This window comes from Wenyingzhuangia sp. IMCC45467, from assembly GCF_054111205.1.
Genome location: NZ_CM134196.1, coordinates 3244094 through 3257436 on the forward strand (window position 1 = coordinate 3244094; position 13343 = coordinate 3257436).

The window sequence follows — 13343 nt, forward strand, 5'->3', positions numbered from 1 at the left end:
ACCTTTGTAATTATGATTACTCAAGAACAACTACAAAAGCTGGCAGATAGAGTTGCCAAGCTAAAAAAATATTTAGAGATAGATAAAAAATTGATTGAAATTGCCAATCAAGAAGAAAAATCTCTAGCACCAGATTTTTGGAACAACCCTAAACAAGCCGAAGCTCACATGAAAGTATTAAGAGGCTTAAAAAAATGGGTTGATGATTATAACAAAGCAAACACCAATGTAGAAGATTTAGGGGTAACACTTGAGTTTTATAAAGAAGGTGAAGCTACAGAGGACGAAGTTAATAGTTTAGAAAAAGAAACAATTACTTTAATAGAAGACATCGAGTTTAGAAACATGCTTTCGGAAGAAGGAGATGAAATGAGTGCTGTGTTACAAATAACAGCAGGAGCAGGAGGAACCGAAAGTTGTGATTGGGCAGCAATGTTGTTACGTATGTATTCCATGTGGTCTAATAAACAAGGGTTTAAAATAAAAGAACTAAACCTGCAAGATGGAGATACTGCTGGAATAAAAACAGTTACTATTGAAATTGAGGGTGAATTTGCATTTGGATATCTAAAAGGAGAGAACGGAGTACATCGCTTAGTACGTATTTCCCCTTTTGATAGCAATGCCAAACGCCATACATCTTTTGCATCAGTATATGTATATCCTTTGGTAGATGATTCTATAGAAATTAAAATTGATCCTTCTGAATATAGTTTTGAAACTATGAGAGCTAGTGGAGCTGGTGGACAAAATGTTAACAAGGTAGAAACTGCTGTTCGCTTACGTCATCACCCTACAGGAATTATTATTGAAAACTCAGAAACTCGTTCTCAATTAGATAATAAGACAAAGGCAATGCAGTTGTTAAAATCTCAACTGTATGAGTTAGAGCTACAAAAGAAAATGGCTGCTAGAAATGAAATTGAAGCCAATAAAATGAAAATTGATTTTGGTTCTCAAATTCGTAACTACGTTATGCATCCATATAAATTGGTAAAAGATGTAAGAACGTCTCACGAAACAGGAAATGTTGATGCAGTAATGAATGGTGATATAGACGGTTTCTTAAAATCATATTTAATGATGGCTGGACAGCCCGAACAAAAAGATGAATTGTAATTTTAGATAATATATAGGTGTTCGAGTGAAGTTGAGAACTTAATAAAACAATATCAAATGATAAAAATATACCACAACCCAAGATGTACTAAGAGTAGACAAGGTGTTGCTTTTTTAGAAGAAAAAAAAGTAGATTTTGATGTGATAAAGTACTTAGATGAAACATTTACTTTTGAAACCCTAAGTGAAGTAATTGCTGAATTGGGAATTTCTCCAATAGCATTGGTTCGTAAAAATGAAGCTGTTTGGAAAACTGATTTTAAAGGAAAAGAATTATCTAATCAAGAAATTATTCAAGCAATGGTAGATTTTCCAAAATTGATTGAACGTCCTATTGTTTCTAACAAAGGAAAAGCCGTAGTGGCTAGACCTACTGAAAAAATAGAAGAGGTTTTATAATTTAATACTTTACACGTGCATCATCATTTTATCATTCATAAGCCATATGGTTACTTATCTCAATTTACAAGTGGCGAAAAGTTAGCACATAAAAAAAAGTACTTAGGCGATTTGTATTCTGTTCCAGAAGGAACCATGGCTATAGGTCGTTTAGATGAGCCTAGTGAGGGTTTGTTATTATTGACTACAGATGGTAGCGAGAGCGAAAGAATTAGATCTAATAAGGTAGAAAAAGAATATTACGCACAAGTTGATGGTCTTATTACTTCGGATGCTTTAGAACTACTTAAAAATGGTATTGTTATAAGTGTAAACGGACAAGATTATACAACAAAACCTGCTAAGGTAAACTCTATAAGTACTCCAAATAAACTCCCACACAGAGCTAAAAAAATTAGAGATGATAGGCATGGGCCTACTTCTTGGGTTTCTATAACCTTAAGAGAAGGAAAGTTTAGGCAAGTCAGAAAAATGTGTTCAGCCGTTGGTTTTCCTGTTTTAAGATTGATTAGAGTTAGAGTAGGCAAGATGCAGCTATCTCAGATTGGTGAAACTGGAATTTTAAAAGTAGATTCCTTTTTGATTTAATCAAATTTAAAAATTCTTATCTTTAGTTATATGGAGTTAAAAGATTTTATCATAAGGTTGATTGTTGCACTTGTAGCAGGACTTTGCATAGGTTTTGAAAGACAATGGAGACATAAATCAGCAGGGTTAAAAACTAATATGTTGGTGGCGGCAGGCTCAGCTATATTTGTTTTATTATCAGTTAAGTTTTCTGAATTAAACGAAGATGTTGATGTTACTAGGATTGTAGCTCAAGTTGTTACAGGTGTTGGTTTTTTAGGAGCTGGAGTTATTTTTAGAGAAGGTACCAATGTACATGGATTAACTTCTGCAGCGACTATATGGTGTAGTGCTGCCATTGGTTGTGTTGCTGCTACAGGTTTTTATATAGAAACGTTGATTTGTACCCTTTTGGTTTTAATTGTGAATATTAGCATACAATCCATTGATAATTGGTTAAAAAAAAGAAAAGACGTTTAGTTTTTTTTAACCAATTAATCAATTACAATATTGTGTTTGTGTAATAAGCCTTGAATGTTTTCTAGTGAGAATACTGCTTTTTTAATATTGTTGTTTTCAGGATCGATGATGTAATTTTTAGAAGTTTTAAAATTTACTTTTTCTAAATTGGTACGTTCAAATTTAGCCTTTGTAAAATCACAATCATCAAATAAAGAAAAAGATAAGTCACATTCTGTAAAATCTACATTTTGTAATAACGTATTTTTAAAAATGGTTTTCTTTAATTTTTGTTTATAGAAAGAGCTATGATTTAGGGAGCAATGGTGAAATTGAAAAGAAAGACCAAAAGGATTACAAGCTTCAAACAGAATTCCAATCATTTTACAATCTTTAAAAACCACTTCTTGTAGTACGGTTTTATTTAATCTAACATTACTTAAATTACAATCTTTAAACTCACAATTGGTAAATTCAATTCCAGACAAATCACAGTCAGAAAAGTTACAATTTATAAAAGTGCATTCTTCGTATTCTCCTGTTTTTATAGAAGTTCTTGTGTAATCTATTTGTTCAAAAATCTCTTCTTCAAAGTATTCCATTTAACTTTTTTTTAATTGACAAGCGTTAAAAATAGGGGCTATAATCGATTATAAAAAATTAAAATGTAATTATTTTGTTGTTGGAATTAATTGATTTTAATTTTTACCACTACTTTTTTTACTTTTTCAGGAGTATCAATATGTACACTTGGCATATGTAAATCATCAGGATAAAAAATCATAAAAGTACCAGTATCAAACTTAACTAAAGAAGAAGGAGTATTGTAAAAGTCTAAATCTTTCTCACTGTCTTGGCTAATAGGCTGTTGATTTGTTAAAGTTGTAACGCCAACATGTTCTGTACCAGAAATAATATACTGTAAATCTATGTGTTTGTGATGACCTTCTGGTTTTGCTTCGTCAGTATCTTTTGTTATGTATTCCATTACAATAGCAAAAACTTTATCATCATCAATTTCATAAGTACCGATGGGTGTATTTATTAAATCTGTTTGAATAATGTAATCAAAGGCCATAGCAATTCTATCGCTAAGGTTTTTGTATAGTTTGTGGTTTTCTAGTTTGTCTATAATCATTTTAGTTCAGTTTTAAATTTCTTTTTCAGTCATAACAAGATAATTAAATAGTCTTAGATATATGAATATTTAATTTTAGGTTTTATTATATAAAAAAAACCGCTACTAAAATATTGCAGCGGTTTAAGATATAAGGAGTTTCTTTTTATTTTAAAGAACCAATCATGTCTTCTGGTTTTACCCATTCGTCATATTGTTCTGGAGTTACATGTCCTAAACGTACCGCTTCTTCTTTTAAAGTTGTTCCGTTTGCGTGGGCTGTGTTTGCTATTTCAGCAGCTTTGTAATATCCTATTTTAGTATTTAAGGCAGTTACCAACATTAAAGAGTTGTTTAATAACTTTTCTATAACAGGATAGTTTGGTTCAATACCTTGAGCACAGTGTTCATCAAAAGATACACAAGCATCTCCAATTAAACGAGCAGACTCAATTAGGTTTTTAGCCATTACAGGTTTAAATACGTTTAATTCGTAGTGACCTTGTAATCCACCCACCCCAATGGCAACATCGTTCCCCATTACTTGGGCAGCTACCATAGTAATAGCTTCACATTGAGTAGGGTTTACTTTTCCTGGCATAATAGAAGAACCTGGCTCGTTGGCAGGAATAATTAATTCTCCAATTCCAGAACGTGGTCCAGAAGCCATTAAACGAATATCATTAGCTATTTTGTTTAAAGAAACAGCAATTTGCTTTAGAGCACCATGTGTTTCTACAAACGCATCATGAGCGGCTAAAGCTTCAAATTTATTTTCAGCAGTTACAAATGGTAAACCTGTAAATTCAGCAATTTTTTTAGCAACCAAAACATCATAACCAGCCGGGGTGTTTAAACCTGTACCTACAGCTGTTCCTCCCAATGCTAATTCAGCTAAATGGGCTAAGGTGTTTTTTAATGCTTTTAAACCGTGGTTTAATTGAGACACATATCCAGAAAATTCTTGACCTATAGTCAATGGAGTTGCATCCATTAAATGGGTTCTTCCAATTTTTACCACATCTTTAAAAGCTTTTGATTTAGCTTGTAAAGTATCACGTAATTTTTCTACTCCAGGAATGGTGTTTTCTATGATTACTTTGTAAGCAGCAATGTGCATTCCTGTAGGGAAAGTATCGTTAGAAGATTGAGATTTGTTTACATCATCGTTAGGTTGAATAGCCTTTTCACCTTCTCCAATGACACCACCTGCTAATTCTTGAGCACGGTTTGCAATAACTTCATTAGAATTCATGTTAGACTGTGTTCCAGAACCTGTTTGCCATACTACTAATGGAAATTGGTCATCGTGTTTACCGGCTAATATTTCATCACAAACAGCAGAAATTAAATCTCTTTTGTTTTCTGGTAAAACTCCTAAATCACAGTTTGCGTGTGCAGCAGCTTTTTTTAAATAGGCAAATCCGTAAACTATTTCTAAAGGCATACTTGCAGCAGGACCAATTTTAAAGTTGTTTCTAGATCTTTCTGTTTGTGCTCCCCAATACTTGTCAGCAGGTACTTGTACCTCTCCCATAGTATCTTTTTCTATACGATATTTCATTGGTTTTTTATTTTATTCTCTAAGCCATCAAATATAAGTTGATTGCTTTTTTATTTAAAAATTTGATACTAAAACTTATTTAATTTCCACAACATTACACAAATTTTTATAAATGTTGCAGTATTTTAACATCTATGTTTATGGTAAACTTCTTAATAAGTTGTTGATTTCATTGCTAGAAGGTCTAGGGGCATTTGCAGAGATTACTTTACCTTGGGTATCTAACAATATAAAACGAGGAATACCAGTAACATTATATGCACTTGTAAATTCTTGGTCTCCATTCGCAAATAATTGAATTCCTCCCATTTCTTTTTCTTGAATCATTTTTTTCCAAGTGTCTTTTGCATTTTGATTGTCTACCGAAATACTAACAAACTTGATGTTTTTTTTGTGAAACTTTCCTTCTAGTTCTTTCAAATAAGGAATTTCAACTTTGCAAGGACCACACCAAGTTGCCCAGATATCAATGTAAACATAATAACCACGTAAATCCTTTAAAGAAGTTTTTCCTCCTTTGTAGTTTTCGTAATTGTTAAATTCAGGAGAGAGATCTCCTTTTTTTAAAGAGCCATCTAATCCGTTAATAGCATTGTATTGTTGTTCTAAATTTTTTACAAAAAAGCCTAAATTTTCTTTTTCTGTTTTGATGACATAAGGATTGATATCAGCATAATTTTTAAATAGGGCTTCTATATCACTAACCATATTTAATTTAAAATCTTTAAAAGATTCAGGTTCTAAACTATTAATACTATCTATTTGTTCAAATATTTTTTGAGTATAAACCTCTCTCTTTTTTAAATACTCATTGGCTCTTTTTCCTTTACCAGAGTATGTTAAAGAACTGTCGTAATTATTGGCATCTAAGTTAATTCTTAATTGGGTTTCTGTATCTAGAAAAAGTGTTTTTTGAAATGGTCCAATTTGTATAAAACAAAATTGATCCTCTATATTAATGGTGTCTTTAAAAGTTCCGTTTTCTATTTTAATTTTTTTTATCTGCGTTGGGGTTTTTAAAATAACTTCGGTAACTTCTTTAGGTAAGTTTTTAATTTCTCCTGAAATGCTTGACTGCTTTGGTGTATTGTTACAAGCCATTGCTAATAAGGCAATACTAGCAATGAATATTTTTTTAAAATGGTTCATTTTTTATAATTCTGTTAGATGACTATTTTACAAAAGGTAGCATATATTAAGCCAACGTTTGTAAAAATGTTTATAATTTTTCACAAATCTAAGATAAAAAAAAACACCTCTGTAAAATACAAAGGTGCTTTTAGAAATATGTTTTGTTTATTGCTTAAGCAATCATTGTAACAGGGTTTTCAATATACTGTTTTAAAGTATTTAAGAAAGCAGCACCAACAGCACCATCAATAGTTCTGTGGTCACAAGACAATGTTAGGTTCATTACATTTCCTACAACAATTTCTCCATTTTTAACAACAGGTTTTTGTTTGATACCACCTACTGATAAAATAGCTGAGTTAGGTTGGTTAATAATTGATGTAAAGTTGTCTACACCAAACATTCCTAAGTTAGATACTGTAAAAGTACTTCCAGACATTTCTGCAGGAGTTAATTTTTTGTTTTTAGCTTTAATAGCTAAGTCTTTTACTTCAGCACCAATTTGAGTTAAACTCTTAGTATCTGTAAAAGGAATTACAGGAACTACTAAACCATCTTCAATAGCTACAGCAACACCTATAGCAATATGTTCGTTATAGATTGTTTTTTCAACAGTCCATTCTGTATTGATTTGTGGGTGTTTTCTCAATGCCATAGCAGAAGCCTTAACCACTAAATCGTTGAAAGAAACTTTTGTATCAGGTAACTCATTAATTTGTTTACGAGAAGCCATAGCATTGTCCATGTCTACATCTAAACTAATCGTAAAGTTTACATTTTCGGTTTGAGATTTGTCTAAAGCTCTAGCAATTGCTTTACGCATGTTTGAGTTTTTCTCTTCTCTTTGGCTAATTTCTCCAGCAGGAGCAGCAGCAACAGCTTTTGGTGCAGGAGCAGCTTCGGTAGCAGGAACATAATTCTCAATATCTACTTTAACAATTCTTCCACCTTCACCAGTACCTACAACTTTTGCTAAGTTGATTCCTTTTTCTTCAGCCAAAGCTTTAGCTAAAGGAGAAGCAACAATTCTTCCGTTTTCGGAATTAATTGCACTTACTTTTTTAGTAGCGGTAGGAGCAGATGCCTTAGGAGCTTCTGCTTTTGCAGGAGCAGGAGTATTAGTTTTTGGAGTTTCTTCAGCAGGAGCAGCTTTTGGTGCAGGAGTGCTTGCTTTTCCAAAATTAGCAGCTACAGCAGAAACATCAGTTCCAGCTTCACCAATAATAGCTAATAAACTATCTACAGGAGCAGTTTCTCCTTCTTGTAATCCAACATATAAAAGAGTTCCTTCGTTAAAAGACTCGAACTCCATTGTTGCTTTATCCGTTTCAATTTCTGCTAAAATATCACCTTCTTCAACTTTGTCTCCAACTTGTTTTAACCATGATGCTACAGTACCATCTGTCATGGTATCACTTAAACGAGGCATTGTAACAACAGTTACTCCATCAGGAATTGCAGTTTCTTCAGCAGCAGGAGTAGCTTCTTCTTTTGGTGCTTCTTCTGTTGCAGGTGCTTCAGAAGATCCTCCGTTTAATAATCCAGAAATATCTTCACCTTCTTCACCAATAATAGCTAATAAGCTATCTACAGGTGCAGTTTCACCAGCCTCTAAACCGATGTGTAATAAAGTTCCTTCGTTAAAAGATTCGAACTCCATAGTAGCTTTATCAGTTTCGATTTCTGCTAAAATGTCACCTTCTTCAATTTTGTCTCCAACGTTTTTAAGCCATTGAGCTACGGTTCCTTCAGTCATCGTATCACTCAAACGTGGCATGTTAATTATAGTAGCCATAATTTATTGTCTGGTATTATTTATGTTTTACAAATGGGTAGTTTTCTTGCTCATATACCATATCGTATAATTGTTGCTTTTCTGGATATGGAGATTCTTCGGCAAATTTCTCACATTCAGCTACCTTAGATTTAACGTCTTTTTCAATCTGTTTGATTTCATCTTCAGTTAAATATTCTTCTTTTTTAATAATATCTAATACTTGCGTAATAGGGTCTATTTTTTTGTACTCTTCAACTTCTTCCTTAGTACGATAGTGTTGAGCATCTGACATTGAGTGACCTCTATAACGATAAGTTTTCATTTCTAAGAAAGTTGGTCCATCACCTCTACGAGCTCTGTCCATTGCTTCATCCATTGCTTCAGCAACTTTAATAGGATTCATAGCATCTACAGGTCCACAAGGCATTTCGTAACCTAAACCTAACTTCCAAATATCTTGATGGTTTGCAGTACGCTCTACAGAAGTTCCCATTGCATATCCATTGTTTTCTACAATAAATACTACAGGTAATTTCCAAAGCATTGCCATGTTAAAAGTTTCATGTAAAGAACCTTGACGAGCAGCACCATCACCAAAACAACAAATAGTAACCCCACCTGTATTGTGGTATTTGTCGCCAAAAGCCATACCAGCACCTAAAGGAATTTGTCCCCCTACAATACCATGACCTCCATAAAAACCATGTTCTTTAGAGAAAATGTGCATAGAACCTCCCATACCATGAGAAGTACCTGTAGCTTTTCCGTATAATTCGGCCATTACTCTTTTAGGATCTACTCCCATACCAATTGGTTGTACGTGGTTACGGTAAGCAGTAATCATTTTATCCTTACCTCCTAATTCCATCACATGTAAACATCCTGCTAAAATAGCTTCCTGACCGTTGTACAAGTGCAAGAATCCTCTAACTTTTTGTTGGATGTAAACAGCAGCCAATTTGTCTTCGAATTTTCTCCAGAAAAGCATGTCCTTATACCAGTTGATATAGGTTTCTTTGGTGATTTCTTTCATGATTTGTTTTTAATTTATAATAAAACAATCTACGTATTTATACGTAAATTAAACTTTATATTTATAGAATAGGAGCAAAAATAAGACATTATAGCTAAGTAATAAACATCTATTATCACTTTTTTATTGCCTGTTTAGTAAGATTTTACAAGGTTTTAAAAAACAAAAGGTTGAATTTCGTGGGAGGTGTAAAAGTGTTTTTTGATAAAGTGTTGTATTTTAGTTTTTTAACTGTTTGTTTTTGTGTTTTTTTAAGTGTTGAATATCGGTAAAATAAATTTTTGTTTTTTTCTAAAAAAACAAGTTCTAAATAAAAAATCTCTATCCTTTTTAATTGGATAGAGATTTTATGGTTTTAACTTTTTTATATGTTATTTATGCTTCAATATAGCTTTCAATTGGTTCACATGAACAAACCAAATTTCTATCACCATATGCATCATCAACTCTACGAACTGTAGGCCAAAATTTGTTGTCAGAAATACTTTCTAGAGGATAAGCAGCTTTTTGTCTAGAGTAGCTAAATTTCCACTCATCACTTGTTAGCATTTGTTGGGTATGAGGAGCATTTTTTAATACAGAATTTTCATCATGAAAATCTTGTTCATCAATTTCTGCTTTGATGCTTAATAAGGCATTGATAAATGTATCTAATTCCTCTTTGTTTTCACTTTCAGTAGGCTCAATCATTAAGGTTCCTGCTACAGGGAAAGATACTGTTGGTGCATGAAAACCATAATCCATTAAACGTTTGGCAACATCAACAACTTCAATTCCTTTGGCTTTAAAGCTTCTAAAATCAACAATCATTTCATGCGCACAGAATCCGTTTTCTCCAGAGTACAAAATGTTGTATTCTGCTTCTAACTTTGTTTTGATGTAATTGGCATTTAAAATGGCATTTTCGGTAGCCGATTTTAATCCTTTTGCCCCTAACATTTTTATGTATCCATAAGAAATTAAACAAACCAATGCAGATCCCCAAGGGGCAGAAGAAATCGCTTTAATGGCATTTTTTCCACCTGTTTTTATTACTGGGTTTGATGGTAAGAAAGGTGCAAGGTGTTCTACCACACAAATAGGTCCTACTCCAGGACCACCACCACCGTGAGGAATGGCGAATGTTTTGTGCAGGTTTAAATGACATACATCAGCACCAATGGTAGCAGGATTTGTCAATCCAACTTGGGCATTCATATTAGCACCATCCATATATACTTGTCCACCATTATCATGAATTAATTGAGTGATTTCTTTAATTCCACTTTCAAAAACACCATGAGTTGATGGATAGGTAACCATTAAACAAGATAAATTGTCTTTGTGTAATAGTGTTTTTTCTTTTAAGTCTTCAAAATCTATGTTTCCTTCGTCAGTCGCTTTGGTTACTACTACTTTCATTCCGGCCATCACTGCTGATGCAGGATTGGTTCCGTGAGCTGATGAAGGAATTAAACAGATATTTCTGTGGTCATCTCCTCTAGATTCATGATAAGCTTTAATAGCTAACAATCCAGCATATTCTCCTTGTGCACCAGAGTTTGGTTGCAAAGAGGTGGCATAGAATCCTGTAATTTCGTTTAAATCATTTTCTAAACCTTTTAAAACTTCTTGATAACCTTGGGCTTGGTCAACAGGAACAAATGGGTGAATGTTCCCCCAGTTAGGCCAACTTAAAGGTAACATTTCAGAAGCTGCATTTAATTTCATGGTACAAGAACCTAAAGATATCATGGAGTGGTTTAATGATAAATCTTTACGCTCTAATTTTTTAATATAACGCATCATTGCTGTTTCAGAATGATGAGTGTTAAATACAGGATTGGTTAAAAATTCTGAAGTTCTTTTAAACTCAGGTTTTACATCAACTTCTAATAATTTATGAATTTGAGTAAAGTTTTTGTCTGTGGCTTTGGTTAGAATTCTAACAATTTCATTAATGTCATCTAGGTTTGTAGTTTCATTAATGGCAATAGTTATAGAGTTTTCTGAATTGTATAAGAAGTTTACATGTAGTAATTCAGCAATTTCTTTGACTTTACTTGCAGAAGGTACTGTTACATTTAAAGTATCAAAAAACACTTTGTTTACTTGTTCAAAACCTAAATCTGTTAATGTTTTGTGTAATGTATAAGTGTGATTTAAAACTTTATTAGCAATATATTTTAATCCTTTAGGACCGTGAAAAACAGTATACATTCCAGCCATTACAGCTAATAAAACTTGTGCAGTACAAATATTAGAAGTGGCTTTTTCTCTTTTAATGTGTTGCTCACGAGTTTGTAAAGCCATCCGTAAAGCACGATTTCCATCAATGTCTTTAGTAACTCCAATTATTCTACCAGGTATAGATCTTTTATATTCTTCTTTTGTAGCAAAATAAGCAGCGTGTGGTCCACCGTACCCCATTGGAATTCCAAAACGTTGTGTGGTTCCTACAACTACATCGGCTCCCCATTCACCAGGAGGAGTTAATAAAGTTAAGCTTAATAAATCTGCAGCTACAGCAATTCTAACTTCTTTTTCGTTTGCTTTCTTTACAAAGTCTGTATAATCAACTACTTTTCCGTTTTTTCCAGGATATTGTACCAAACCACCAAAAACATTTTCGGAAAACTCAAAAGTTTCATGATTTCCAATAATCAAATCAATATTTAAAGGAGTTGCTCTAGATATTAAAACATCAATAGTTTGAGGTAATACGTTTTTAGAAACAAAAAATTGTAATGCATTTTTTTTCTTTTGATTTCTACTTCTGGTATTAAAAAGTAAAATCATAGCTTCGGCAGCAGCAGTTCCCTCGTCTAATAAAGAAGCATTGGCAATTTCCATTCCAGTTAAATCTGTAACCATGGTTTGGAAATTTAATAAAGCTTCTAATCTACCTTGTGCAATTTCTGCCTGATAAGGAGTGTAAGCTGTGTACCACCCTGGGTTTTCTAAAATATTACGTTGAATTACACCAGGAGTAATAGTTGGATGATATCCTAATCCAATATAGTTTTTAAATAATTTATTTTTAACAGATAATTTTTGAATGTGATCCATGTATTCATGTTCACTTAAAGCAGGGGCTAACTGTAGTTCATTCTGTAAAAGAATATCTTTAGGAACTGTTTTTTTTATTAACTCATCAATAGAATTTACATTGATAGCTTTAAGCATTTCAGCTTGTTCCTCTTGGTTAGAACCTATGTGTCTTTGCGCAAAAACATCTGTTTTCATAAACGGAAAAATAATTATTTTGAAGCCACAAAAATACGGATAATAAAAGTTTTATTTTTGTTCTATTGTCAAATGTTTTAACCAAATTTGGTTGGTATTGTTGATAAGTATGATGAAACGATGAAATTTTTAAAAGTCCTTTTTCAATTTTATGTATATAGTAATTTACACGTGTCTATTGCTGTGGCTTGTTTGGTGTTGAGTGTTGGTTATTTGTTTGGAGTAGAAGTAAGTCATGAAGCCTTATTGTTAATGTGTGCGACTTTTGTTTCATATCATTTAATTCGTTTTTTAAATAGGCATAAATATGGTAAAAAACATTTGTTAGATGTTTTTAGTAATGAGCACAGAGGAATTATATATGTAATGATAGGTGTGGCTATGTTTGTTGGTGTATATGAGTTTTTACAGTTGAAAATGATTCAGTTTTTACATTTTTTTCCTTTTGTAGTTTTGACTTTGTTGTATGCTTATAGTTTTATTGGTAAAAATGGAGTAAGGCATTCTATTCGTTTTATTCCAGGGATAAAAATTTTTGTAATTGCTTTGGTGTGGGCAGGAACAGTTGTTTTTTTTCCTATAACATCAGTTATTGCTTTTGATGTTAATCACTTATTATATTTTTTAGGATTGATGTTTTTTGTAGTGGTATTAACGCTTCCTTTTGATATTAGAGATTTGGCTTTTGATGAAAAGAGTATTAGAACTTTACCCATGCTTATGGGGGTGAAAGGAGTTAAGGTTTTAGGAAGTTTTTTGTTAATTTTTTCTTTGGTTTTACATTATTGTGTTTTTGAGTGGTTTGGTTTTATGCCATTTTTAATAGTAGTTTTGGTTTTATTTGGTTTGTTGATTTTCTCTAGAGAGGAACAGTCTAAGTATTATGCTTCTTTTTGGGTTGAAGGTGTTCCTATATTGTATTATATACTTCTAATTATATAAAATAAAAAAG

The 13343-nt window shown here is 32.5% G+C and carries 12 protein-coding genes; 5 read left to right on the forward strand and 7 right to left on the reverse strand.

The window, feature by feature from the left end:
• The first annotated feature begins 12 nt into the window (after positions 1–12).
• The 4 genes from prfB to ACXGQT_RS13800 are packed head-to-tail and all read left to right on the forward strand — an operon-like array spanning position 13 to position 2565.
• Positions 13–1119, forward strand: coding sequence for a peptide chain release factor 2 (prfB, locus tag ACXGQT_RS13785; protein ID WP_457829161.1), 1107 nt, complete (start codon positions 13–15; stop codon positions 1117–1119).
• A 57-nt stretch (positions 1120–1176) separates the two neighbouring features.
• Positions 1177–1518 (forward strand): arsenate reductase (glutaredoxin), encoded by a 342-nt coding sequence (gene arsC, locus ACXGQT_RS13790; RefSeq protein WP_457829162.1) that lies wholly within the window; start codon positions 1177–1179, stop codon positions 1516–1518.
• A 15-nt stretch (positions 1519–1533) separates the two neighbouring features.
• Entirely contained in the window at positions 1534–2106 is a 573-nt protein-coding gene (locus tag ACXGQT_RS13795; RefSeq protein WP_457829163.1) for a pseudouridine synthase, read from the forward strand.
• A gap of 30 nt (positions 2107–2136) precedes the next feature.
• Positions 2137–2565: an MgtC/SapB family protein gene (locus ACXGQT_RS13800; protein ID WP_457829164.1), complete on the forward strand. Its 429-nt coding sequence runs from the start codon at positions 2137–2139 to the stop codon at positions 2563–2565.
• Positions 2566–2579: 14 nt separating this feature from the next.
• Here the strand turns inward: ACXGQT_RS13800 and ACXGQT_RS13805 are convergent, their stop codons facing one another.
• The 7 genes from ACXGQT_RS13805 to gcvP form a co-directional block, all read right to left on the reverse strand.
• The gene (locus ACXGQT_RS13805; RefSeq protein WP_457829165.1) at positions 2580–3146 is read right to left on the reverse strand and encodes a pentapeptide repeat-containing protein; all 567 of its coding nucleotides are present in this window, start codon (positions 3144–3146) and stop codon (positions 2580–2582) included.
• 86 nt (positions 3147–3232) lie between these two features.
• Complete coding sequence (locus tag ACXGQT_RS13810) at positions 3233–3682, reverse strand: YhcH/YjgK/YiaL family protein (RefSeq protein WP_457829166.1); 450 nt, start codon at positions 3680–3682, stop codon at positions 3233–3235.
• Between the two features lie 145 nt (positions 3683–3827).
• Positions 3828–5225: a class II fumarate hydratase gene (gene fumC / locus ACXGQT_RS13815; RefSeq protein ID WP_457829167.1), complete on the reverse strand. Its 1398-nt coding sequence runs from the start codon at positions 5223–5225 to the stop codon at positions 3828–3830.
• 138 nt (positions 5226–5363) lie between these two features.
• The gene (locus ACXGQT_RS13820; protein ID WP_457829168.1) at positions 5364–6374 is read right to left on the reverse strand and encodes a TlpA family protein disulfide reductase; all 1011 of its coding nucleotides are present in this window, start codon (positions 6372–6374) and stop codon (positions 5364–5366) included.
• Between the two features lie 154 nt (positions 6375–6528).
• The gene (locus ACXGQT_RS13825) at positions 6529–8151 is read right to left on the reverse strand and encodes a 2-oxo acid dehydrogenase subunit E2 (RefSeq protein WP_457829169.1); all 1623 of its coding nucleotides are present in this window, start codon (positions 8149–8151) and stop codon (positions 6529–6531) included.
• 16 nt (positions 8152–8167) lie between these two features.
• Entirely contained in the window at positions 8168–9166 is a 999-nt protein-coding gene (gene pdhA / locus ACXGQT_RS13830) for a pyruvate dehydrogenase (acetyl-transferring) E1 component subunit alpha (protein WP_457829170.1), read from the reverse strand.
• A gap of 375 nt (positions 9167–9541) precedes the next feature.
• Entirely contained in the window at positions 9542–12391 is a 2850-nt protein-coding gene (gene gcvP / locus ACXGQT_RS13835; RefSeq protein ID WP_457829171.1) for an aminomethyl-transferring glycine dehydrogenase, read from the reverse strand.
• A gap of 120 nt (positions 12392–12511) precedes the next feature.
• On the opposite strand from gcvP, the gene ACXGQT_RS13840 reads away from it, so the two are divergent.
• Positions 12512–13333, forward strand: coding sequence for a hypothetical protein (locus ACXGQT_RS13840; protein ID WP_457829172.1), 822 nt, complete (start codon positions 12512–12514; stop codon positions 13331–13333).
• Positions 13334–13343 lie beyond the last annotated feature (10 nt).

Excerpts from the sequence above, each read along its gene's own strand:
- arsC (WP_457829162.1), top strand. The coding sequence starts at position 1,177 with ATGATAAAAATATACCACAACCCAAGATGTACTAAGAGTAGACAAGGT.
- pdhA (WP_457829170.1), bottom strand. The coding sequence starts at position 9,166 with ATGAAAGAAATCACCAAAGAAACCTATATCAACTGGTATAAGGACATG.
- ACXGQT_RS13825 (WP_457829169.1), bottom strand. The coding sequence starts at position 8,151 with ATGGCTACTATAATTAACATGCCACGTTTGAGTGATACGATGACTGAA.
- ACXGQT_RS13805 (WP_457829165.1), bottom strand. The coding sequence starts at position 3,146 with ATGGAATACTTTGAAGAAGAGATTTTTGAACAAATAGATTACACAAGA.
- fumC (WP_457829167.1), bottom strand. The coding sequence starts at position 5,225 with ATGAAATATCGTATAGAAAAAGATACTATGGGAGAGGTACAAGTACCT.
- ACXGQT_RS13820 (WP_457829168.1), bottom strand. The coding sequence starts at position 6,374 with ATGAACCATTTTAAAAAAATATTCATTGCTAGTATTGCCTTATTAGCA.
- prfB (WP_457829161.1), top strand. The coding sequence starts at position 13 with ATGATTACTCAAGAACAACTACAAAAGCTGGCAGATAGAGTTGCCAAG.
- ACXGQT_RS13840 (WP_457829172.1), top strand. The coding sequence starts at position 12,512 with ATGAAATTTTTAAAAGTCCTTTTTCAATTTTATGTATATAGTAATTTA.
- gcvP (WP_457829171.1), bottom strand. The coding sequence starts at position 12,391 with ATGAAAACAGATGTTTTTGCGCAAAGACACATAGGTTCTAACCAAGAG.
- ACXGQT_RS13810 (WP_457829166.1), bottom strand. The coding sequence starts at position 3,682 with ATGATTATAGACAAACTAGAAAACCACAAACTATACAAAAACCTTAGC.
- ACXGQT_RS13800 (WP_457829164.1), top strand. The coding sequence starts at position 2,137 with ATGGAGTTAAAAGATTTTATCATAAGGTTGATTGTTGCACTTGTAGCA.